Source organism: Micromonospora sp. NBC_00821 (assembly GCF_036347035.1).
GTDB classification, from domain to species: domain Bacteria; phylum Actinomycetota; class Actinomycetes; order Mycobacteriales; family Micromonosporaceae; genus Micromonospora; species Micromonospora hortensis.
Window position 1 is genome coordinate 2,646,016 of sequence record NZ_CP108880.1, and the last position, 21,003, is coordinate 2,667,018.

Here is a 21,003-nt window from a genome sequence, read left to right on the forward strand (position 1 = left end):
GCGGCACCGGGGCGGCCGCCCGTGGCATCGGACCGGCAGTGGGAACGACCGGGTGGGCTCAGAACGTCTCCACCGCCGGGACCAGGTCCACGTCGACCACGATCGGCGCGTGGTCGGAGGGACCCTTGCCCTTGCGGGCCTCGCGGTCCACGTACGCGGAGCGGACCGCTCGGGCGAACGGTGCGGACGCGTACACCAGGTCGATTCTCATGCCCTTGTTCTGGTGGAACATGCCGGCCCGGTAGTCCCAGTAGGTGAAGGGGTGCGGACCCTTCATCGGGGTCGGGACGACGTCACTGAGGCCCAGGTCGCGCAGCGCCGCGAGGGCTGCCCGCTCGGCCGGGGTGACATGTGTGGAGTGGGTGAAGACCGCCGGGTCCCAGACGTCGGCGTCGGTCGGGGCGACGTTGAAGTCGCCGCAGACCGCCAGCGGCAAGCCGCCCGCCAGTTCGGTGTCCAGTGCGTCGCGCAGCGCCGCGAACCAGGCCAACTTGTACGCGTAGTGCGGGTCGTCCGGCGTCCGGCCGTTGGGCACGTACACCGACCAGACCCGTACCCCGTCGCAGGTGGCGGAGATGGCTCGGGCCTCGGGCTCGGGGAAGCCGGGCTCGTCGGCGAACCCGACCCGGACGTCGCCCAGCCCGACCCGGGACAGGATGGCCACCCCGTTCCACCGGCCGTCGCTGTGGCTGGCCACGGTGTAGCCCAGCGCGCCCACCTCGGTTACCGGGAAGGCGCCGTCGGGGCATTTCGTCTCCTGGAGGCAGACGACGTCCGGCCCGGTGTCGGCCAGCCAGTCCAGCAGCCGGGGTAGGCGGGCCTTCACCGAGTTGACGTTCCAGGTCGCCAGGCGCATGCCCCCAGCCTGCCGTATCCGCCGCCGCGACGCCCGGTCAGCTGCCCGGGGTGTCGCCGGGACGGGTTTGTTCGGCCAGGAACCGTTCCAGTTCGGCGCCGAGTTCGTCGGCCGTGGGCAGCGGGCCGGCATCCGGGGCGAGCAGGCTCTTCTCGCCCCGACCTCGGGCGAACGCGTCGTACTGCTCCTCCAGGGCCTGGACCAGGGCCGCGGCGTCCTCGGTCTGCGCGACCTGACGGTCGATCTCCACCCGGACCACCTCGGCGGCCGAGCGCAGCCCGTCGCCGGGCAGCAGGAGGCCGGTGCTGCGCGACACCGAGGTGAGCAGCACCTCGGCCGCCGCCGGGTATTCGGTCTGGGCCACGTAGTGCGGCACGTGGGCGGCGAAGCCCAGCGCGTCGCGGCCCTGCTCGCCGAGGCGGAACTCCAGGAGGTGACCGACGCTGCCGGGCACCTGGACGCGTTGCAACCAGGGCTCGTAGCCGGCGATCAGCTCGGGGCGGGTGGCGTGCGCTGTCACCCCGGTCGGCCGGGTGTGGGGGACCGCCATCGGGATCGAGTTGAGCCCCACTGTGAGCCGGACGTCCAGCCGGGCGGCGAGCCCGGCGACGGCGGCCACGAAACGCTCCCACTGCAGGTCCGGTTCGGGGCCGGTGAGCAGTAGGAACGGGGTCTCGTCGTCGTCCTGCAGGAGGTGCAGCTCCAGCTTGGGCGCGTCGACGCTCTCCCAGTGGTCCTCGACGAAGGTCATCACCGGTCGTCGCGATCGGTAGTCGAAGAGCTGGTCGACGTCGAACGTGGCGATCGGCCGACCCTCCAGCGAGGTGAGTAGCTGCTCACGCGCCAGTCGGCTGGCGTTTCCGGCGTCCACGAACCCGGTGAGGGCCTGGATGAGAACCGGCTGCCCGAGGTCGGGCAGATCGTCGGTGAGCTGGTAGAGCTCGTGTGGGTCGAGCACCGGTGCGGACCTCCCTGAAATGTGCCTGCGGGGCGCCGTCGCGACGGAGGGCACCCGTTCGGGCAACGTACCCGCCATCCTGGTGCATTCCTGCGCCGGGCGATCCGTTGGCCGGAGGGCGGGCGTGACCGGACTAATCGTCTGTTTGCGCCGCCAGGCCGAGCCCCTGTGGCCGATCGGCCGAGGGGCCGTTCGGCCCAAAGGCCGAGTTTGTCGATCATGTCAGGCTCGGAGGTCGGATGTCCGGCCCTGTCCCGGGCCGTGCCGGCCCGCGTGCCCCGCCAGCTTCATCCGGTACGCGAGGTTCGTTCCCCGGGCGGGTCGAGCCGCCCGGGTCGTCCACCAGTACGGGGCGAATCTGTGTCGAGCACCACGTGATCACCGTGCGTGATCGGGGTTTCCATCTGCCTAGCCTCGGTTGATGCGTGACGACGGCACCCTCGACGACCCGTACGCCCCGAGCAGGCCCACTGCCGATACGGAGGATGGCACCTCAACCGAACGGACAACCACCGCGAGCCGGCTCCGGGCGTACGCCCGGGACCTGACCGGTCGACGCCGGGCACAGCTGGCGCTGGCCACCGGTGTGGTGTGCTGCCTCGGTCTGACCGCCGTCGTCCAGGTTCGCAACGAGGACGCCGACGCCGCGACCCGGAGTGGATCGCTCTCCAGCTCCGAGTTGGCGCAGCGCGCCGAGCAGCAGCGCGCCTCCCGTTCCCTCGACCGCACGGCTGCCCCGAGCACCTCCGCCTCCGCCGCCCAGTCCGCCGCGGCGAGCCCCGCCGATCCGGACACCAGCCCGCCGGCCCGCAAGGTCGCCCCGGCTCGCCCAACCGACCCGGCGCCCGTCGCCGGGCTGGACGACGACCAGATGGAGAACGCCGAGGCGATCGTCCGTACCGGCCGCAAAATGGGTGTGCCGCGTCGGGGTCTGGTGATCGCGGTGGCCACCGCCATGCAGGAGAGCAACCTCTACAACGTGGCCAGCGGTGTGCTGCCCGAGTCGCAGGACTATCCGCACCAGGGCGTCGGCTGGGACCACGACTCGGTCGGGTTGTTCCAACAGCGTTCCAGCAGCGGCTGGGGCCCGGTGGGGCGGCTGATGGACCCCGAGTTCGCCACCCGGCAGTTCCTCAGCGCGCTGGAGCAGGTGCCCGGCTGGCAGCGGATGCGGCTCACCGACGCCGCCCAGGCGGTGCAGGTCTCCGCGTACCCCGAGCACTACCAGCAGCACGAGTGGCGGGCCACCCGGGTCGTTGACGCCATCGTGCCGGCGGGGCGGTAACCTACCGCCCACTATGGACGGTCAGGGTTGAGGCTGTCGCATCCCGGGTACATCTGTTGCGGGTTCGGGGTACACATGAGTACGGGACCATCGACAGGAGGACGCCATGTCACTGATGCAGCGGATCACCACGTTCCTGAGATCGCCGAAGGGCCAGCAGTTGGTCGAGCGAGGTCGTCGAGAGATGGCCAAGCCGGGCAACCAGCAGAAGCTGAAGGGGTTGGCGGCTCGGCTGTCCAACCGCCGGCGCTGACCGCTCCATCGGCCGCCCTGTCCACCGTTTCCACCCCTGGGGAGACCTGGTGACCGACACTCCGCCCGTCGGCGGTCAGCCCGCCGCCCCTACTCCGCAGCCGTCCGCCGACCTGCCGGCCGGGCCGGTGGACGCCCCCGAGGGTCCGCCGGCCCGGCTCTGGGACCGGATGCGTGACGACCCGCAGTACGCGCCGGAGCACCTTGCCCTGGAGGCGGTGCGCCGCCTCGGGCCGGAAGCCGTGCAGTGGGCCGCCCGTGCCCGGGCCGAGCAGCCCGGGGTTTCCACCGACGTCCTGGCCGACCAGGCGGCCCGCAAGTTCGTCAATCTGGCTCGACTGTCCGGCGCGGTCTCCGGCGCGGCCGGGCTGCCCGGCGCCGTGATCGACGTGGGCGTGCTGGCCTGGACCCAGGCGCGGATGGTGCTGCACATCGCCGCCGCGTACGACGTCGACCCCCTGCACAATGACCGGGCCACCGACCTGCTGGTGCTTCAGCGGGTGCACAAGGTCGCCGAGAGCGCCCGGCTGGCGCTCGGCGTGGCCGCCGGGCGGGAACGCGCCGACGCGCTCTTCGGCCTGGGCGGCCAGCGTCCGCTCGGTCGGGTCATGCTGCAACTCGGCATCCGGCTGGCCCAGATGGCCGGCGTCCGGGCCGCGAAGCGGATGGTCGCCAAGATCGTCCCCGGTGCGGCCATCGTGCTCGGCACCTGGGCCAACTCGTCGGCTACAAAGGACCTCGCCCAGCGATCCCGGGCCCTCTATGGCTCCCGCGGCAACGCCGTCCCCGAGCCGCGTCGACCCTGAGGGTCGGTCGAAGCCGTCAGTTGGCCAGGCCGGAGGAGCGCCACGTCACCTCGGCGATGCGGCCCTGGCCGGTGGCGTTGGGGTGGAACCAGTCCAGCGGGTTGAGCAGGTCCAGGGTGAACCGGACCTTGTGCAACGCGCCGCCGTCGTGCCGGCACCGTGATCCGTACGCCCGGCAGGCCGCCTTCAACTCGGCGTTGTACGCGTCGATCCGGTCCCGGACGGCGGCCCGGCGCGCCCGGTCGGCGGGTGCGGTCGAGGTCGCCTCGGCCAGCAGGGCCGGGCAGATGCCCCGCCGCCACGCGCGGGTCGCCCGGGCGTCGTCGTGCCCGACCTCCCAGAGCCGGTACAGGTCGGGGATGCTCACCACCAGCACCCGTGCCTTCGGCCGGCCGGTCCGCAGGACCCGCAGCCCCCGGTCGACGTCGGCCCGGAACCGCGCCACCGGCGTCATCGCGTCCACCCCGCCCCGACAGGCGTCGTTGGCGCCGATCAGCACCGTGACGTAGTCGACGCGGTCGCGTACCGCCGCCTCGGCCTGACCGGCGAGGGCGTCCGCGCGGGCACCGGGACGGGCATGGTTGTACGTCCGGTCGCGGATCGCCGGGTTCTGTTCGAGCAGCCGCCGGTAGTGGCTCTGCACCCGCAGCCCGTCCCCGGTCGACCAGGAGTTGCGTTCGCAGGAGGTGAGCACCAGGCAGGAGGCGAAGCCGGTGCTGATCGAGTCGCCGAGGGCGGCGATGCCGCCGGGCCCGCTCGACGGCCTGGCGCTCGTGGTGGGGCGGGGTTCCGCGGAGTTGCCGCCCTCGCAGGCCAGTGCGACGAGCGCCGCGAGACAGGCCAGTGCGGCGACCCAGCGTCGAGGCATGACGTCTCTCCCGTTCCCGCAGCACAGAGCGACAGCGCGGTAACTCTATGCGCAGGATGTGGTGGGTCGGGAAGTTGCTGTCGGGTATGCGGCAGAGTGCCGACGCGGAAGCCGTCGGGGTGCTATGCGTCCCGCCACGGTGCCCGCTGACCGTGCAGCCACCAGTGCAACACCCGGGTGATCCGGGGCAGCACTAGATAGGTCATCAGCGGGGTCAGGCAGAGCGTCATCAGCAGCACCCGGGCCGCCAGCGGCACCGCGTCGAGGAAGCGGCTCGTCAGCAGGGTGGCGGTCAGGCTCAGGGGGAAGAACGCCAGCCAGATGGTCACCGCCTGCTTCCAGCGGGGCGGCGAGGCGGGCGGGGCCGGCTCCACCGGGTCCACCGAGTGCTCCAGCGGCGGATCGAACCAGCCCTCGATCCCGGTGCGCCGCTCGACCCGGGTGTGCTCGACGATGCCCTGCGCCGAACTGAGCCACCAGTGCCGCTGCGGCGACTCTTCCCACCGGCGCAGCGTCTCGGCGTCGGCGAAGCGGTAGAGCATGTGCCACTCCGGCGAACCGGGGCCGCTCTGCACCCAGCCGGCGCCGAGAAATCCGGGGAACGCCTCGGCCAGCGCGGTGCCGGCCCGCATCCAGGCCACCATCTCGCTGGCCCGGCCGGGATCGACGCGGCGGGCGATGGAGACGGTCACCGGTACGGCGAGGGTCATTGACATGCGCCCATCCTGCGGTCGACGAGGCCGCGGCGCGAACGGATGTGCCGGAGCACACCGGCGGGGGGCGGGTGCACAGGCGCGCGGTACCGGTTAATCCGGCCGATCGGGGGTAGATCGGTGGGTATGACGAGATCGCAGCCCCGGCGCGCCCGTGGCACGGTCGGCCACGCGAACAGCGCGTTGAACCTTCGGCTCACCCTCGCCAGCTTCGGGCTGGTGATCATGGTGCTCTTCGCGGTGCTGGCGTTCTGGGCCGGCATCGCCTGGCTCGGCGTACTCTGCGCGATCTTCGCCGTGGTCGCCGTGGTCGACCTGGTCGTGATCCAGCGCCGCCGCGCCGCTCGCCGCCGCGAGGAGCCGGGCGTACGACACTCGTTGTTCGAGTGACAGGAGGACGGAATGCCGCACATCGCCACCACCAACCCCGCCACCGGACAGGTGCTCAAGACCTATGAGGCGATGTCCACCGAGCAACTCGACGACGCCATCGAACGCACCGACCTCGCGTTCCACCAGCTGCGGGCGACGACCGTCGGCCAGCGCGCCCAGTGGATGAACGCCGCGGCCGACCTGCTGGACGCCGAGCGCGACGAGATCGCCCGGATCATGACCACGGAGATGGGCAAGACGTACGTCGCGGCGCAGGCCGAGGTGACCAAGTGCGCCTCCGCCGCCCGCTTCTACGCCGACAAGGCCCCCGCGTTCCTCGCCGACGAGCCCGCCGACGCCGACGCCGTGAAGGCCATCCGGGCGTTCATCCGCTACCAGCCGATCGGCGTGGTGCTCGCGGTCATGCCGTGGAACTTCCCGCTCTGGCAGGTGATGCGCTTCGCCGCCCCGGCGCTGATGGCCGGCAACACCGGCCTGCTCAAGCACGCCTCGAACGTGCCGCAGACCGCGCTGCTGCTGGAGGACGTGTTCCGACGAGCAGGCTTCCCCGAGGGGGCCTTCACCACGGTGCTGGTCGACTCGGAGGCCGTCGACCACATCCTCAGCGACCCCCGGGTACGCGCCGCGACGCTCACCGGCAGCGAACCCGCCGGCCGGTCCATCGCGCAGATCGCCGGGCGGGAGCTGAAGAAGACCGTCCTCGAACTCGGCGGCAGTGACCCCTTCGTGGTGATGCCCTCGGCCGACGTGGACCGGGCCGCCGAGGTGGCCACCACCGCACGCTGCCAGAACAACGGCCAGTCCTGCATCGCGGCGAAGCGGTTCATCGTGCACACCGACGTGTTCGACGCCTTCGCCGAGAAGTTCGCCGCCAACATGGCCGCGCTGCGCGTCGGCGACCCGATGGACCCGAACACCGACGTCGGGCCGCTGGCCAGCGAGCGTGGCCGCGACGAGGTGCACGCCCAGGTCCGCGACGCTGTCGACAACGGCGCGACAGTGCTCTGCGGCGGCGAGCCGCCGAGCGGCGACGGCTGGTTCTACCCGCCGACAGTGGTCACCGACCTCACCCCGCGGATGCGGATGTGGTCCGAGGAGGTCTTCGGCCCGGTCGCCGGCCTGTTCCGGGTCTCGTCGTACGAGGAGGCGATCGAGGTCGCCAACGGCACCAGCTTCGGGCTCGGCTCGAACGCCTGGACGCGGGACCCGGCCGAGCAGGAGCGCTTCGCCACCGACCTGGACGCCGGCAACGTCTTCATCAACGGGATGACCACCTCGTACCCGGAGTTGCCGTTCGGGGGTGTGAAGAACTCCGGGTACGGGCGGGAGTTGTCGGCGCTGGGCATGCGGGAGTTCTGCAACACCAAGACGGTCTGGGTGGGCGAGGGCGCCGCCTCGGCCGGCGCTGGCGCGCACGCGGAGTAGTTCGGGGCGCGGCACGCGTCAGCCGGTGCCGTCGTGGGTAGGAGGTGTGCCCATGACGTCGTTCGGTTTTCACGCCTCGCATGAGCAGATCGGTCCACGCGCCCTCCTGGAGGCGGTGATCCACGCCGAGCGGGCCGGCTTCGACGCCGCCATGTGCTCCGACCACTTCTCCCCGTGGAGCGCCCGGCAGGGCGAGTCCGGCTTCGCCTGGTCCTGGCTGGGCTCGGCGTTGCAGGCCACCGGCATGCCGTTCGGCGTTGTCAACGCGCCCGGTCAGCGGTACCACCCGGCGATCATCGCGCAGGCGATCGGCACCCTGGGCGCGATGTACCCGGGCCGGTTCTGGGCGGCCCTGGGCACCGGCGAGGCCAGCAACGAGCACATCACCGGCGACCCGTGGCCTCGCAAGGACGTGCGCGCCGCCCGGCTGCGCGAGTGCGTGGACGTGATCCGGGCACTGCTGGCCGGCGAGGAGGTCAGCCACGACGGCCTGGTCCGGGTGGATCGGGCCCGGCTGTGGACCCGCCCCGAGCAGCCGCCCGCGCTGGTCGGGGCCGCCGTCAGTGTGGCCACCGCCCGCTGGTGCGCCGAATGGGCGGACGGGCTGATCACCGTGAACGCCCCGGTGGCGCACCTGCGCGAGATGATCGACGCGTACCGGGACGCGGGCGGACGTGGGCCGCTGCACCTCCAGGTGCACGTCTCCTGGGCGAGGGAGCAGGCCGAGGCCGAGGCGCTCGCGTACGACCAGTGGCGCAGCAACGTCTTCGCCCCGCCGGTCTGTTGGGACCTGGAGACCGTCGAACACTTCGACGTGGTCTCCGCCGACGTGCCAGCGCGGCGGGTCGCCGAGGTGGTGAACGTGTCGGCGGACCTGGGTCGGCACGTCGGCTGGCTGGAGGAGTACGCGCAGCTCGGCTTCGACCAGATCGCCCTGCACCACGTCGGGCAGGAGCAGCGCGGCTTCATCGACGCGTTCGGCGCGGAGGTGCTGCCGAAGCTGCGCCCGGGCGGCTGATCGAACAGGCGTACCCCTAGGCTCGTACCCCATGGAAAGCCTGTTTCCGGTCGTCGTCTTCCTGGCGATCGCCACCCTGGGCGCCGCGTTGGCCCGCCGGCTCGGTCTGCTCGCGCCGATCGTGCTGGTCGTCCTCGGCCTGGCGCTCTCGTTCGTGCCAGGCTTCCCGCAGGTGGAACTCGACCCAGAGTTGGTGCTGGTCGGCATCCTGCCGCCGCTGCTCTACGTGGCCGCGCTGGAGACCTCGGTGCCGGCGTTCAAGAACAACATCCGGCCGATCCTGCTGCTCGCGGTCGGCCTGGTGTTGTTCACCGCGTTCGTGGTCGGGTTGGTGCTGCACCTGCTCTTGCCGCAGCTGCCGTTCGCGATCTGCCTCGCCCTCGGCGCGGTGGTCGCCCCGCCGGATGCCGTGGCCGCCACGGCCGTCGCCCGCCGGGTCGGGCTGCCCCGCCGGGTCGTCACCATCCTGGAGGGCGAGAGCCTGGTCAACGACGCTACCGCGCTCGTGCTGCTGCGGGTCGCGACGATGGCCACCGTCGGCTCGGCCGTCGGCGCCGACAAGATCGCCATCGAGGTATTGCGGTCCACCGGCGGCGGCATCCTGATCGGGGCGCTCGGGGCGCTGGTGTTCGGCTTCCTGCACCGGCGGATCACCGACCCGCTGCTGGACAACGCGCTGTCGCTGATCATTCCGTTCGCTGTGGTGTTCACCGCCGAACACCTGCACGCCTCCGGTGTGGTCGCCGTGGTCGTCACCGGCCTGGTGCTCGGGCACAAGCTGCCCCAGCTGCTGTCGGCGGCGTCCCGGTTGCAGATCGGCGCGTTCTGGCGGCTGGTCCGTTTCCTGCTGGAGGGCCTGGTCTTCCTGTTGGTCGGGCTCCAACTGCGGGAGGTGCTGCGCGATCTCGACGAGCCGATCGGCTCGCTCATCCTGATCACCTTCGCGGTGCTCGCCACCGTCTTCCTGACCCGCTTCGTCTGGCTCTTCCCGGCCACCTACCTGGCCCGGTTGGTCCCCCGGGTCCGCCGCCGTGACGAGCGGCCGTCACCGAAGTTCCCGATCATCATCGGCTGGGCGGGCATGCGAGGCGTGGTGACCCTGGCCGCCGCGCTGGCCCTGCCGCTGACCCTGGCCGGCGACGAGCCGTACCCCAGGGCGTTGTTGATCTGGCTGGCCTTCGCCGTGATCGTTTTCACCCTGGTCGGCCAGGGCGCCACCCTGCCGCTGGTCGCCCGCCGGTTGAAGCTGCCGCAGGACGACCCGGTGCAGGACGCGCTCTCCGCGGCCGCCGTGCAGCAGCAGGCCAGCAAGGCCGCGCAGGACCGCCTCGACGAGTTGGCAGACAGCGCACCGGATGCGGTGGTGGACCGGCTGCGCCGAGCGGTGGAAGACCGCACCAACATGGCGTGGGAACGACTCGGCGGCGACGAGCGGGAGACCCCGTCGCAGGCGTACGGTCGGCTGCGGCAGGAGATGATCGACGCCGAGCGGGACGTGTTCCGGGCGGCCCGGGACTCCGGTCGGATCCCTGAGGAAGTCTTGGTGCGGGCCTACCGTGACCTGGACCTGGAAGAGTCGTTGCTGCGAGAGGTTGAGAAGTGAGCTGTCAGCACCTGACCGAGGCCGGTGCCGCCGAGCCGCGTACCCCCGACGAGTGCGCGGACTGCGTCGCCACCGGCGACACCTACTGGGTGCACCTGCGCACCTGTCTGAGCTGCGGGCAGGTCGGCTGCTGTGACTCGTCGCCGAACCAGCACGCGAGCAAGCACTTCGCGTCCACCGGCCACCCGGTGATCCGCTCGGCGCAGCCGGGCGAGGCCTGGCGCTGGTGCTTCGTCGACGAGGAGATCGGCTGATCGTTGGCCGACGTCGGGTCGCCGCACCGTTCGGTGAGCGGTAGCAGCACGTGGGGCCGTGGCGCGACGTAAGCGGCGGCTCAGCCAGGGGGTGGCCAACCGATCGCGCCGCCGTCGGTCGCTCGCTCTGGTCACGTCCGTCGGTGGTACTGGTTGCGGCGGGGGAGCTGTTCGGGGTCTAGCCAGGCCGGCGGAATGAACTCGGGGTGGCCGTCACCGCCGAGCCGGACGGTCCATTCGCCACGGTGGACGTGTCGGTGATGGTGGCCGCAGAGCAGCACGGCGTTGGTCAGGCTGGTGTCGCCGCCGTCGGCCCAGTGCCGGATGTGGTGGGCGTCGCACCAGCGCGGTGGGCGGTCGCAGCCGGGGAGGGCGCAGCCTCGGTCACGCAGCACCAGGGCGCGGCGTAGCGGGCCGGTGATGAGCCGGCGTTGTCGCCCGACGTCGAGTGGCTGGCTCGCGCCGCCAAGGACGGCGGGGAGGACGGCGGCGTCGCACGCGAGCCGGCGCACGGCCTCGGGAGTGAGATGCAGGCCGGTGTCGAGAGCGGCGGTGCCGAGCTGCCGCGCCAACCCGTCGTAGCTGGTGGTGACGACGAGTTGGGCAGGATCGCCTCCGTGCTCGGGCAACTCGCCGGTGCGTAGGGCAAGCCGACAAAGGTCGGCGAACGCGTCGTGCCGGCGTTGCCCGGGAGAACGCGGATCGTCTGGGCCGGACGGTGCGGTCAGCGGGTCGATCGCGGCGCGCAGCAGGCCGGCCGCCTCGCCGTCGAGGATGCCGGACAGCCGTAGCCGGCCGTCCCGCAGCTCCGACAGCGTGACATGACGGTCTCGGCAGGCTCGGCGGGCCTCGGCCTCCATCGCCGCCTTGGCGGCGGCATCGGCGACCTCTGGGGCGACGTGGTCGAGGATCCGGGTGCCCAGCTTGCGCAGCAGGGTCGGCTCGAACTGCCCGGCCCACTCGACCAGGACGCCCACTGCCTTCTCGGCCGCCTCGGCGCCGGCGGCCGTGTGCACTGTGCTGACCGTGTCGGCGATGACCCGGACCTGCTCCACGTCGACCGCTCCGCCGGCCAGCGCGTCCCGCACACCGGCCGGGGCGGCATCGAGCGTCGCGGCCAACTCGACCAGACGGCGGGCGGCACCAACCCCGAGGCGCAACCGGTCCCGTAGCCACACGGCCGTCGAGGACGCGCCCTGCGCGGTCGCGATGCCTCGACCGTCCAGCTCCCGCACGAGGGCCAGCTTGACCGCGGCCAGGCGTTGCTCGAGTCGGTGCGTGGCGTCGAGTGCCGCGACGAGGTCGTGCTCCGGATCTTCGGAGGCGCCGGCGCGCCGGTTTCAGCGGCTGATGCCGTCGACGAGACGTTCGGTGGCGAGGCAGGAGACGAGACAGCGTTCCTTCGCGTCACCGCTCAGCCGGGCGGTCCAGTCGGTGAGGCCGCCGTCGCCGATCTCCAGGCTGCCGTCCAGGACGGTGATCCGCAGGGCACAGCCCGTGTAGTAGCCGCGACCGCGAGACCGCTCCGGTTCGTCCACGAGCGGCACCACACCTGCGTCGAGGGCCGGTCGGATGGTGTCGGCCAGCCGATCCCGGACGGCATCATCGTCGAAGGTGGTGACGTGCAGCTGCGGCGCGGCGGCCGGTGCCAGCTCGGCGAGGACGGTCCGCCAGTAGGTGAGGTGCCGGACCAGCAGCCGGGCCTGCGTGCCGCCCGAGCCGGTGTCCCGGGCGCTGGACACCAGGGCGAAGAGCCGGAAGTGCACCGACGCGTCGCCGCCGAAGTCCTGCGCCCGCAGCACCCGATGGGCGGCGGCCAGGTGCACCTCGCCCTGTCGGCGGCGACGTACGGCCGCCTCGATGGCGAGGGCGTTTGTGGGATCGCTCAGCACCTCGCTGGCGCGCATCGTGGTGACGATCCTGTTCTGGCTGACCGGTGCGATCGCCGAGCAGGCGCCGACCGGTACGACCGGCGACAACTCCACCCCGGCGACGTCGGCGGGCAACAGTTGCCACATCCGGGCCTCCACCCGTGCGAGCACGCGCGGATCGGCGCGGGCCGGGCGGACGAAGCGGTCCTCGCGCCAGCGGCGTACCACCTCGGAGGGGCGGATGGTCGCCGCCCGGTCGCGGGCCACGCTCAACAGCAGACTGCGCAGGTCCGCGCCGGACAGCCCGGCAAGAGCGGTCCGCGTCCCCGTCGGCATCTCCGCCCACACCCGACGCTCCGCGCCGGCCAGTTCGCCGCCATCCATGGCATGACCATGGCTCACCCGGAGCGTCGGATCCACCGAGTTTGGTAGCGAGCGGTGCATCGTCCACGGCATCAGCTCGAAAGCACCACCAGGAGACGGGTCGCCGTATCGGTCATCCGCGGTCGTCCGGCGGCAACTCGGGGCCTCACCATTGGGGTGATCGGCATCTATGATCCACCGACATCACGACGGTGACGGGGGATGCGACGTGATTGAGGCGATCTTCTTCGACGTTGGTGGGACCATTCTCGACGAGTCCCACGAGTTCGCTGCCTGGGCCGACTGGCTCGGCGTGCCCCGACACACCTTCTCGGCGGTCTTCGGTGCGGTGATCGCTCGGGGTCTGGACTATCAGGAGACGTTCCGGGTCTTTCGGCCCGACTTCGACCTCACCGTCGAGCTGGAGCGTCGGGCGGCTGCCGGCCAGCCGGAGTCGTTCGCCGAGGAGGATCTCTACCCGGACGCGCGGGGGTGCCTGGAGTCCTTGAAGGACCAGGGCATGTTGGTGGGCCTGGCCGGTAACCAGCCAGCTCATGCGGAGGCGACCCTGCGCGATCTCGACCTTCCGGTGGACGTGATCGGCACGTCGCACGGGTGGGGCGTGGCGAAGCCGGCACCGGCGTTCTTCGAGCGGGTCGTCGCAGCGGGCGGCGGTGTCGCGTCGTCGATCCTGTACGTCGGCGACCGGCCCGACAACGACGTGCGCCCGGCCCTGGAGGCGGGCATGAAGACGTGCCTGATCCGACGCGGTCCGTGGGGGCACATCCTCGACCCCTCCACGGTGGCCGAGCGGTGCCTGTTCCGGATCGACTCACTGGACGAACTCCCGAGCCTGGTGGCGAAGCACAACGCGGCCGGCGGTTGACCCGCCGGCCGCGCGTCGTGCGGTCCTGGTGACCGCCCCTCCCCGGGCGGGCACCAGGACGTCGGTCAGGTCAGTGAGCAGGCCGCTCCGTTGACAGTGACCAGGCCGGGGCCCGGGTTGGCGCCGCCGCCCGTCGTCGCGTTGAAACCGAACGTCACAGTGCCGCCGGGTGCGATCTTGGCGTTGTACGACTCGTTGCGCGCGGTCACCGTCGCGCCGGACTGGGCGACCTTCGCCAGCCACGCCTCGCGTACCCGCTGGTCACCGGTGAACGCGAAGCGCACGCTCCAGCCGTTGATGGCCGCGGTGCCCGTGTTCTGGATGGTCAGCTGCCCGGTGAACCCGGTGCCGCCCTGCCAGGCGCCGTAGTTGGTGTAGCGCGCCGTGCAGGTGGTGGCCGGCACCGCGCCGGCGTCACCCTGGTCGGCCAGGAACGAGGAGATCCAGGTCAGCGCCGAGTTCCAGTTGATCGCCACCTCGTTTGTCGAGTACGAGTTGATGTCGTCGACGTAGCAGAACATCGGCTCGCAACCGGCCAGCAGTTGTGCCACGAACGGGTCCTGGAGGGCCGCGTTCGGGCCACCGGCGAGGGAGCCGGCGGGCGGTCGGGGCAGGTTCGGGTCGAGCTGGTGGCCGAAGATCCGACTGTGCTGGTTCTGCGCGGCGTGCTCTCCCCACCCGGTGACGTAGGAGATGTTCAGGGCGTTGCGACCGAGGATGTAGTCCATGGCCTGTACGGCGCCGTCGCGGTAGACGGGGTTGCGGGTCAGGTCGAACGCGGTGGCCAGCACGACGGCGTTGTTGATGACGTTGCTGTTGCCGCCCCAGAAGTAGCTGTTGGCGTCACCGGGCATCGGCAGCCCGTACGCCTGCCGGCGCAGCTCGACGAGGTACGTGTCGGCGGCGGCGGTGACCGAGGCGCGGACCCGGGCCAGGTCGGCGGCGGGTAGCCCGTTCGGCACAGTGGCCAGGTCGAGGCGGCCCAGCGCGGCCACGCTCTGCCAGCCGAAGCCCCGTGCGTCGAACACGTTTCCGGTGTGGTGCGGTGAGGCGGTCAGGTCGGCCAGGTAGTTCTGCGCACCGGTGGTCAGGTACAGCTCGGCAGCCGCCCAGTAGAACTCGTCGGTGACGTTGCTGTCGTCGTACGCGCCGCCGCCGGTGCCGTCGGTCGGGCTGGCGTACACCGCCGGGTGGGCCTTGGCCGCGGCGTAGGCGGTCTTCGCGGCAGTGCCGCAGCGGGTCGCGAACGCCGCGTCGTACGGTGCGAAGAGCCGGGCGCACTGGGCGGCGGTCGCGGCCAGGTTGAGGGTGGCCGCTGTCGACGGTGGGTGCAGCTCGCGCGGCTGCGGGTCGTCCTGCGGCGAGAGGGGCAGCCCGGTCCAGTTCTGATCGTGGATCTTGTGGTGGACCATGCCGGCGAGCGGCTTGCCGGCGGGCACCTGCATGCGCAGCAGGAACTCCAGCTCCCAGCGCGCCTCGTCGAGGATGTCCGGCACCCCGTTGTCGCGCTCGGGCACCCGCAGCGTTCCGTCGGCGAGTTCCGCGCCGCCGTTGGCGGTGGCCGCCGTCCTGGTCCGCTCGAAGGTGTTCAGCAGTTGGTAGGTGGCGATGCCGCCGTTGACCACGTACTTGCCGTGGTCGCCGGCGTCGTACCAACCGCCGCGCACGTCCAGGGAGTAGTCGCAGACACCCGGCTGGCAGGGCACGTTGGTGTCGCCTTGGTTGGGGGCGACGCCGAGGTGGCCGGCGGGCCGGGCGTACTCGTCGCCGATCAGGTCACCGTCGATGGCGATGCCGCTGCGCTGGGCGTAGAAGAACTGCAACGAGTCGGAGCGCAGCTGGTCGTAGAGGGCGCCGGAGATGTCGAACGGGTGGCTCGTCTCGCCGTCCACGGTGAGCGTGAGCCCGCTGCCGGGGGTGCGGTAGCTGGAGAAGTCGACAGTCTGCACGTTCTGCCCGGAGGCGGCGTCGACACCGCGAGCGGTGGTGGTGCCACTGGCCACGACGGCACCGGCGGCGCTGCGCAGCTGCCAGGGCAGCGCTTCGGTGGCCTCGGTGACGACAGTGGCGTTCTTCGGGCCGCCGGGAAGGTAGCCGACCTGGTTGACGCGCACCCGTGGCCCGGTGTCCGGCTCGTACGGCTCGGGCGGCTCGCCGCCGCGCAGCGAGACGTCGTCCAGGCAGATGGTCTGCGCCTGGGCGGAACCGCCGACCTGGAAGATGAGTTGGGCGCTGGGGTTGTCGTCCGGGACGGTGAAGGTCTGCTCGACCCGCTGGAGGGTGCCGGTCGCTGTGGCGTCCACTGCCGCGTACGTGGTGTACGGGGCGCTGCCGAGCTGCAACACGGCCTTGACCGCGGCGCCGGGGGTGGCGGAGACCGCGAAGCCGAGGGTGTATTCGGCGCCGGCGATCAGCGGGACGCCGTCCTGGCCGATGCCGGCGTCCCACGGGTTGGCCAGCCCGCCCGCGACTGTGGTGCAGAGCTGGCCGTCGGTGACCGCCAGCTCGCCGGTGCCGAAGGAGAACCAGGGGCTCACCCCGGCGCTGAAGTCGCCGTTGTCGATTTGTTCGGGGGCGTCCGGTGGTGGGTCGGCGTGGGCCGCGCCGGCGCCCGCGCCGGTGAGGGCCAGAGTGGTCGCCGCAGCCAACAGGAGGCGGCGTCGGGATGGCGTCACGGGGAGTCCTTCCGGGACGGAAAGTGGGACGTTGGTGGTGGCAGGGTGATGCGACGGAAGCTGGGAGCGCTCCCAGGTATCGGCTCGATGTTTCCAGTGCCGGTACGTCATGTCAATTGATCTGGTTGGATGGGTTTCCGCATCCGACGAGGGCGGTCAGCCCGAGCGGGCACCCTGACGCGCCCCCACCCGGACGTGAGATTGGCCGCGCCACGCGCCGTCGTCCTGATCTCCTAGAGACAACTGCGCCCTTCGCCTGGCAGGCTGCCTCCCATGACCCTGAAGCTGCGTTCCGTGGGAACGAGCGACCGTGGGCTGATCCGCAGCGGAAACCAGGACGCCCTGCACGCCGGCACCTGGCTCGTCGCCGTCGCCGACGGCATGGGCGGAATGGCCGCCGGCGACCTGGCCAGCGCCCTCACCATCGACGCGTTCGCCCCGCTGGACGTGGAGACACCCGAGGACGCCCTGGTGGCCGCGCTCGAAGGTGGCATCGCGCTGGCCACCTCCCGGATCCGACAGGCGGTCGCCGAGGATTCCGAGCGCCAGGGCATGGGCACCACGCTGACCGCCCTGCTCTTCGCCCGTACCGGCAGCTGCCTGGCGCTCGCGCACGTCGGCGACTCCCGGGCCTACCTGTTCCGCGAGGGCGTGCTCAAGCAGGTCACCAGGGACGACACGTTCGTCCAGATGCTGGTGGACCAGGGCGTGATCACCGCGGACCAGGCCAGCAGCCACCCGCGCCGGGCCGTTGTCACCCAGGCGTTGCAGGGCGAAGAGGTCTCACCGTCGTACGCGACAATGGTGCCCCGGGCCGGCGACCGGTGGCTGCTGTGCAGCGACGGCCTCTCCAACGTGGTCCGCCCGGACACCCTCACCGAGGTGCTCAGCGGCTATCCGGACCGGGACGCCTGCGCCGCCAAGCTGATCGACCTGGCCCTGCACGCCGGCGCGCCGGACAACGTCACAGTCGTGGTGGCCGACGTCGTCGAGGAGTAGGCCGGCGCTCAGCGCCGACGTGGAGTGGCGTGCCGGGTGGGTGTCGCCGTTCCCGGATCCTCCGGCCACGGGTGCCGGGGATAGCGCCCGCGTAGCTCGGAGCGGACCTGCGGATAACCGGTACGCCAGAACGACGCCAGGTCGGCGGTGACCGCCACCGGCCGGCCGGCGGGGGAGAGCAGGTGCAGCAGCACCGGCACCCGACCGTCGGCGATGCGGGGGGCCGCCGGCCAGCCGAACGTCTCCTGGAGCTTCACGGCGAGCACCGGCGCGGCCGGGTCGCCGTAGTCCAGCCGGATCCGAGAACCACTCGGCACCTCGATCCGCTCCGGGGCCAGCTCGTCGAGGCGGGCGGCCTGTGCCCAGGGCAGCAGCCGACGCAGCGCCGACGACACGTCCACTCGCGCCAGGTCGGCCCGGCGTCGCCCGGCGGCCAGCTCCGGGCCCAACCACGTCGGCGCGGCGTCGAGCAACGAGTCGTCCCCGACCTCCGGCCACGGCTCGCCCAGGTGGTGCCGGAGGAACGCGAGCCGCTCGCGCAGCGCCCGTGCCGCCGGTGTCCAGGGCACCAGCCCCAGCCCCTCCTGGCGCAGGCCGGTCAGCAGCGCGGCGGCCACCTCCGCCCGGTCCGGCCGGTCCAGCCGTCGCTGCACCAGCTCGATGGCGCCCAGCCGGGTCACCTCCCGGGCCACCACGTCCCCGTCCGACCAGCCGACCTCGCGGTCGGTTCGCAGCAACGGACCGGCCGCCTCCCGGGCCGTCGCCTCGTCCACCGGGGAGGCCCGGCGGATGCGGGCCGACGGCGCGCCGGGGGTGCGGTCCGCGACCGCCACCGCCAGCCAGTCGGACCCGGTCAGCCCCGAGCCGGCCGCCAGCTCCGCGGCGGTCCCGCCGGTCATCAGGTACGCCGAACCGCCCGCCCGCCGCACCCTGGCCAACCGTTCCGGGTACGCCAGACCGACGAGCAGCCCGGCGGCGAGATCGTCGCTCAGTCCACCCGAGTTGGTGCGGCCGGTGGCGTCAGCGCGGCCCTTCGGCGGGGCGCCGGCAGGCAGCGCGGCCCGCAGCCGGCGTACCTCGGTGCGCCAACGGGCCGTCGCGCCCGCGTCCACGCCGGCGCGCAGCCGACGCCAACCGGCGACCAGATCGTCACCGGGGCCGGCCGCGCTCTCCTCGGCGAGCAGGGCGACCACCTCGGCGGCCCGGTCGGCACCGACCCGGCCGGCCCCGTCGAGCAGCGCCCGGGCCAGCCGTGGGTGCGCCCCGGCGGCCGCGATCGACCGCCCCCGCGCCGTGATCCGACCGTCGGCGTCGACAGCGCCCAGGGTCTCCAGGGTTTCCCGGGCCACTGTCATCGCGGCCGTCGGCGGCGCGTCGGGCAACGCGAGCCCGACGCCGTCCGGCCGGCCCCAGGCGGCCAGCTCCAACGCGAAGCCGGTCAGGTCGGCGGTGGCGATCTCCGGCTCGGCACGAGCGGGCAGCCGCTCGTGGGTCGCCGCCGACCAGCACCGGTAGACGTACCCGGGGGCCTCCCGACCGGCCCGGCCGGCCCGCTGGGTGGCGGCGGCGCGGGAGACCGGCACGGTGACCAGCGCGCCCAGCCCGCGAGCCAGGTCGATCCGGGGCACCCGGGACAGCCCGGCGTCCACCACGATCCGCACACCCGGCACTGTCAGACTGGTCTCGGCCAGCGCGGTGGCCAGCACCACCCGCCGCCGGTCCGCGCGACGCAGCGCCGCGTCCTGCTCGGCGCCGCGTTGACGACCGTGCAGCGGCAGCAGCGCGACCACCTCCCGCAGGTCGGCCAGCCGGCCGGTGACCGCCGCGATCTCGCCGGCCCCGGGCAGGAAGACGAGCACGTCGCCGTCGTGCTCGCGCAGCGCCCGCCGGACGGTGGCGGCCACGTGGTCGAGCAGGGCCCGGTCCACCGGCCCGGCCCCGGGCGGGGCGATCGGGCGCGCCGGAGGCATCCAGATCCGCTCCACCGGGTGCAAAGCCGAGTCGGCCCGTACCACAGGGGCCGGGGTGGGCCCGCCCAGCAGCGCGGCGAACCGGTCGGTGTCCGGGGTCGCCGACATCGCCAGCAGCCACAGGTCCGGCCGGAGAGTGGCGCGCGCCTCCACTGTGAAGGCCAGCGCGAGGTCGGCGTCGAGTTGGCGCTCGTGGCACTCGTCGAGCAGCACGGCACCCGTGCCGGGAAGCTCCGGGTCGTGGTGCAGCCGGCGGACCAGCAGGCCGGTGGTGACCACCTCGATCCGGGTGGCCGGGCCGACCCGGCGCTCGCCGCGTACCGCGTAGCCGACCCGCTCACCGACCCGCTCGCCGAGCAGCTCGGCCATGCGCCGGGCGGCGGCACGGGCCGCCACCCGGCGGGGTTGGGCGATCACCACCCGACCGGTCACCCGGTCGGCCACGGCCAGCGGCGCGAGGGTGGTCTTGCCGGTGCCCGGCGGGGCCACCAGCACACCGGCGCCGGCCGCGTCGAGTGCCGCGACAAGCGCCGGCAGCACCGGACGGACCGGCAGGTCAACTGTTACGTCGGAGAGCACGGCCCAGTCTCGCACCGGGACGGGTGCGTCAGGAGCGACGGACCTCGCCGACGCCGAGCACGAACGCCCGCCAGGCCGTCGCACCGAAGGCGAGCACCGGGCCGGAGCGGTCCTTGCTGTCCCGGACGGCGACCTGACCGTCGACTGTCGCGACCTCCACGCAGTTGCCGTTGCCGCTGCTGCGCGTGCTGGTGCGCCAGTCCGCTCGGGTCAGGTCGTACGCCGTCATCCGCGGTACCTCTCGTCTGCGTCGGCGTGCCGCAGAAGCGGTCACGCAAAGTTACGAGAAGCATGCTCAAGACGGGTCAACGACGCCGTCGGATCGAGCGCCATCCGGCACAGCTCCTCGTGCAGAAGGCTATACCCGAGCACATGATCGGCTTCCTCCAGAGCCAGCCCCATCGTGAGGTTATCCAGGTAAACCACTGACGCGTCGGCGGCATCGGCGAAGTTGAGGATCACGTACGGGGTGCTCATCGCGGGATGCCCGCCAGCGGTGAAGGGAAGTACCTGGATTGTCACGTTGGGTAGCTGCGCGATCCGGCTCATGTGGACCAGTTGTTCGGCCATCACGGCGGCGCCGCCGACCGGGCGCAGGAGCACCGCCTCGTTGAGGATCACCGACAGATCGACCGGGTCCTCGCGGCGCAGCACCTCCTGCCGGCGCAGCCGGGCGGCGATCTTGCGCTCCAGACCGTCCTCGCCGGCGGTGCGCCGGAAGATCTCCCGGGCGTACGCCTCGGTCTGCAACAGCCCGGGCACCGACTCGGCCTCGTACGTGCGCAGCGCCGCCGCCTCGGCCTCCAGCCCGACGTAGAACTCGAACCACTCCGGGAGCACGTCGCTGTAGTTCTGCCACCAGCCGCGCTGCTGTGCTCCCCGGGCGATCTCGATCAGCGCCTCGGCATCCGAACCGGTCACCTGGTACAGCGCGAGAGCCGCTCGGACGTCACGCGGTTTGATGCCGATCTGCGCGGTCTCGATGCGGGAGAGGTTGCTCTTCGACATGTCGAGCTGACGGGCCGCCACATCGAGTGTCATGCCCGCGCGTTCCCGAAGTTGGCGGAGTTCCCGGGCGATGCGGCGTCGCCGCACTGTGGGGCTGGCGGCGGGCCGAATGGCGGGAGTGGCGGTCACCGTCCGAGTCTGCCACGACAAGATCCGCAGGTCGCATATGCACGGAGTGCAACTTTCGAATCTGGGAGTTGCGTTGCAGTAGCTGTCGGTGC

Annotated in this window: 19 protein-coding genes and 1 pseudogene; 10 read left to right on the top strand and 10 right to left on the bottom strand. The window is 72.3% G+C overall.

Annotated features, from left to right (window positions below; genetic code table 11):
* Positions 1–58: 58 nt before the first annotated feature.
* Together OHB44_RS11970 and OHB44_RS11975 are read right to left on the bottom strand one after the other, a co-directional pair.
* Positions 59–856 carry an exodeoxyribonuclease III gene (locus OHB44_RS11970; RefSeq protein ID WP_330440810.1) on the bottom strand — a complete coding sequence of 266 codons (798 nt, stop codon included), beginning with the start codon at positions 854–856 and terminating at the stop codon, positions 59–61.
* A gap of 37 nt (positions 857–893) precedes the next feature.
* Entirely contained in the window at positions 894–1,814 is a 921-nt protein-coding gene (locus tag OHB44_RS11975) for a proteasome assembly chaperone family protein (RefSeq protein ID WP_091401570.1), read from the bottom strand.
* Between the two features lie 421 nt (positions 1,815–2,235).
* On the opposite strand from OHB44_RS11975, the gene OHB44_RS11980 reads away from it, so the two are divergent.
* The 3 genes from OHB44_RS11980 (at position 2,236) to OHB44_RS11990 (ending at position 4,157) form a co-directional block, all read left to right on the top strand.
* Positions 2,236–3,099, top strand: coding sequence for a peptidase M23 (locus OHB44_RS11980; RefSeq protein ID WP_266303078.1), 864 nt, complete (start codon positions 2,236–2,238; stop codon positions 3,097–3,099).
* A gap of 106 nt (positions 3,100–3,205) precedes the next feature.
* Positions 3,206–3,352, top strand: coding sequence for a hypothetical protein (locus OHB44_RS11985; RefSeq protein ID WP_167457721.1), 147 nt, complete (start codon positions 3,206–3,208; stop codon positions 3,350–3,352).
* A gap of 49 nt (positions 3,353–3,401) precedes the next feature.
* Positions 3,402–4,157, top strand: a complete 756-nt coding sequence (locus OHB44_RS11990; RefSeq protein ID WP_238682888.1) for an EcsC family protein — start codon at positions 3,402–3,404, stop codon at positions 4,155–4,157.
* Positions 4,158–4,173: 16 nt separating this feature from the next.
* Here the strand turns inward: OHB44_RS11990 and OHB44_RS11995 are convergent, their stop codons facing one another.
* Both OHB44_RS11995 and OHB44_RS12000 read right to left on the bottom strand, forming a co-directional pair.
* Positions 4,174–5,025, bottom strand: coding sequence for a GDSL-type esterase/lipase family protein (locus OHB44_RS11995; protein WP_266303077.1), 852 nt, complete (start codon positions 5,023–5,025; stop codon positions 4,174–4,176).
* Between the two features lie 122 nt (positions 5,026–5,147).
* Positions 5,148–5,741, bottom strand: coding sequence for an antibiotic biosynthesis monooxygenase (locus tag OHB44_RS12000; RefSeq protein ID WP_266303076.1), 594 nt, complete (start codon positions 5,739–5,741; stop codon positions 5,148–5,150).
* Positions 5,742–5,864: 123 nt separating this feature from the next.
* Between OHB44_RS12000 and OHB44_RS12005 the strand changes: the two genes are divergently transcribed.
* Genes OHB44_RS12005 through OHB44_RS12025 form a run of 5 tightly spaced genes read left to right on the top strand, consistent with a single transcriptional unit; the run spans position 5,865 to position 10,431 of the window.
* A complete protein-coding gene (locus OHB44_RS12005) occupies positions 5,865–6,128 on the top strand; it encodes a DUF6343 family protein (RefSeq protein ID WP_091401582.1) in 264 nt (87 codons plus the stop codon).
* Between the two features lie 12 nt (positions 6,129–6,140).
* Positions 6,141–7,556 carry an NADP-dependent succinic semialdehyde dehydrogenase gene (locus tag OHB44_RS12010; protein WP_266303075.1) on the top strand — a complete coding sequence of 472 codons (1,416 nt, stop codon included), beginning with the start codon at positions 6,141–6,143 and terminating at the stop codon, positions 7,554–7,556.
* 52 nt (positions 7,557–7,608) lie between these two features.
* Complete coding sequence (locus OHB44_RS12015) at positions 7,609–8,574, top strand: TIGR03885 family FMN-dependent LLM class oxidoreductase (RefSeq protein WP_330440811.1); 966 nt, start codon at positions 7,609–7,611, stop codon at positions 8,572–8,574.
* Positions 8,575–8,605: 31 nt separating this feature from the next.
* The gene (locus tag OHB44_RS12020) at positions 8,606–10,177 is read left to right on the top strand and encodes a Na+/H+ antiporter (protein WP_238682893.1); all 1,572 of its coding nucleotides are present in this window, start codon (positions 8,606–8,608) and stop codon (positions 10,175–10,177) included.
* Positions 10,174–10,431: a UBP-type zinc finger domain-containing protein gene (locus tag OHB44_RS12025; RefSeq protein ID WP_238682894.1), complete on the top strand. Its 258-nt coding sequence runs from the start codon at positions 10,174–10,176 to the stop codon at positions 10,429–10,431. The genes OHB44_RS12020 and OHB44_RS12025 overlap by 4 nt, the downstream gene beginning before the upstream one ends.
* A 131-nt stretch (positions 10,432–10,562) precedes the next feature.
* Here the strand turns inward: OHB44_RS12025 and OHB44_RS12030 are convergent.
* A pseudogene (locus tag OHB44_RS12030) lies at positions 10,563–11,741 on the bottom strand (DUF222 domain-containing protein); the annotation flags it as partial.
* A 30-nt stretch (positions 11,742–11,771) separates the two neighbouring features.
* A complete protein-coding gene (locus tag OHB44_RS12035; RefSeq protein ID WP_330440812.1) occupies positions 11,772–12,686 on the bottom strand; it encodes a hypothetical protein in 915 nt (304 codons plus the stop codon).
* Positions 12,687–12,894: 208 nt separating this feature from the next.
* Between OHB44_RS12035 and OHB44_RS12040 the strand changes: the two genes are divergently transcribed.
* Complete coding sequence (locus OHB44_RS12040) at positions 12,895–13,551, top strand: HAD family hydrolase (protein ID WP_330440813.1); 657 nt, start codon at positions 12,895–12,897, stop codon at positions 13,549–13,551.
* A gap of 65 nt (positions 13,552–13,616) precedes the next feature.
* Here OHB44_RS12040 and OHB44_RS12045 read toward each other — a convergent pair whose 3' ends face one another.
* Entirely contained in the window at positions 13,617–16,226 is a 2,610-nt protein-coding gene (locus tag OHB44_RS12045; protein WP_330440814.1) for a glycoside hydrolase family 9 protein, read from the bottom strand.
* A 273-nt stretch (positions 16,227–16,499) separates the two neighbouring features.
* On the opposite strand from OHB44_RS12045, the gene OHB44_RS12050 reads away from it, so the two are divergent.
* Entirely contained in the window at positions 16,500–17,225 is a 726-nt protein-coding gene (locus tag OHB44_RS12050) for a PP2C family protein-serine/threonine phosphatase (RefSeq protein ID WP_238682898.1), read from the top strand.
* Between the two features lie 8 nt (positions 17,226–17,233).
* On the opposite strand, the gene hrpB is transcribed toward OHB44_RS12050, so the two are convergent.
* Genes hrpB through OHB44_RS12065 form a run of 3 tightly spaced genes read right to left on the bottom strand, consistent with a single transcriptional unit; the run spans position 17,234 to position 20,869 of the window.
* Entirely contained in the window at positions 17,234–19,774 is a 2,541-nt protein-coding gene (gene hrpB, locus OHB44_RS12055) for an ATP-dependent helicase HrpB (protein ID WP_330440815.1), read from the bottom strand.
* Between the two features lie 28 nt (positions 19,775–19,802).
* Entirely contained in the window at positions 19,803–20,003 is a 201-nt protein-coding gene (locus tag OHB44_RS12060; RefSeq protein WP_112678514.1) for a DUF397 domain-containing protein, read from the bottom strand.
* Between the two features lie 41 nt (positions 20,004–20,044).
* Positions 20,045–20,869: a helix-turn-helix domain-containing protein gene (locus OHB44_RS12065; protein ID WP_266305185.1), complete on the bottom strand. Its 825-nt coding sequence runs from the start codon at positions 20,867–20,869 to the stop codon at positions 20,045–20,047.
* Positions 20,870–21,003: the final 134 nt, after the last annotated feature.

Bases quoted from the DNA above. Each gene is read 5' to 3' on its own strand.
- OHB44_RS12010 (WP_266303075.1), top strand. From the start codon at position 6,141: ATGCCGCACATCGCCACCACCAACCCCGCCACCGGACAGGTGCTCAAG.
- OHB44_RS11995 (WP_266303077.1), bottom strand. From the start codon at position 5,025: ATGCCTCGACGCTGGGTCGCCGCACTGGCCTGTCTCGCGGCGCTCGTC.
- OHB44_RS11980 (WP_266303078.1), top strand. From the start codon at position 2,236: ATGCGTGACGACGGCACCCTCGACGACCCGTACGCCCCGAGCAGGCCC.
- OHB44_RS11985 (WP_167457721.1), top strand. From the start codon at position 3,206: ATGTCACTGATGCAGCGGATCACCACGTTCCTGAGATCGCCGAAGGGC.
- OHB44_RS12060 (WP_112678514.1), bottom strand. From the start codon at position 20,003: ATGACGGCGTACGACCTGACCCGAGCGGACTGGCGCACCAGCACGCGC.
- OHB44_RS11970 (WP_330440810.1), bottom strand. From the start codon at position 856: ATGCGCCTGGCGACCTGGAACGTCAACTCGGTGAAGGCCCGCCTACCC.
- OHB44_RS12015 (WP_330440811.1), top strand. From the start codon at position 7,609: ATGACGTCGTTCGGTTTTCACGCCTCGCATGAGCAGATCGGTCCACGC.
- OHB44_RS12005 (WP_091401582.1), top strand. From the start codon at position 5,865: ATGACGAGATCGCAGCCCCGGCGCGCCCGTGGCACGGTCGGCCACGCG.
- OHB44_RS12020 (WP_238682893.1), top strand. From the start codon at position 8,606: ATGGAAAGCCTGTTTCCGGTCGTCGTCTTCCTGGCGATCGCCACCCTG.
- OHB44_RS12035 (WP_330440812.1), bottom strand. From the start codon at position 12,686: ATGGATGGCGGCGAACTGGCCGGCGCGGAGCGTCGGGTGTGGGCGGAG.
- OHB44_RS12050 (WP_238682898.1), top strand. From the start codon at position 16,500: ATGACCCTGAAGCTGCGTTCCGTGGGAACGAGCGACCGTGGGCTGATC.
- OHB44_RS12000 (WP_266303076.1), bottom strand. From the start codon at position 5,741: ATGTCAATGACCCTCGCCGTACCGGTGACCGTCTCCATCGCCCGCCGC.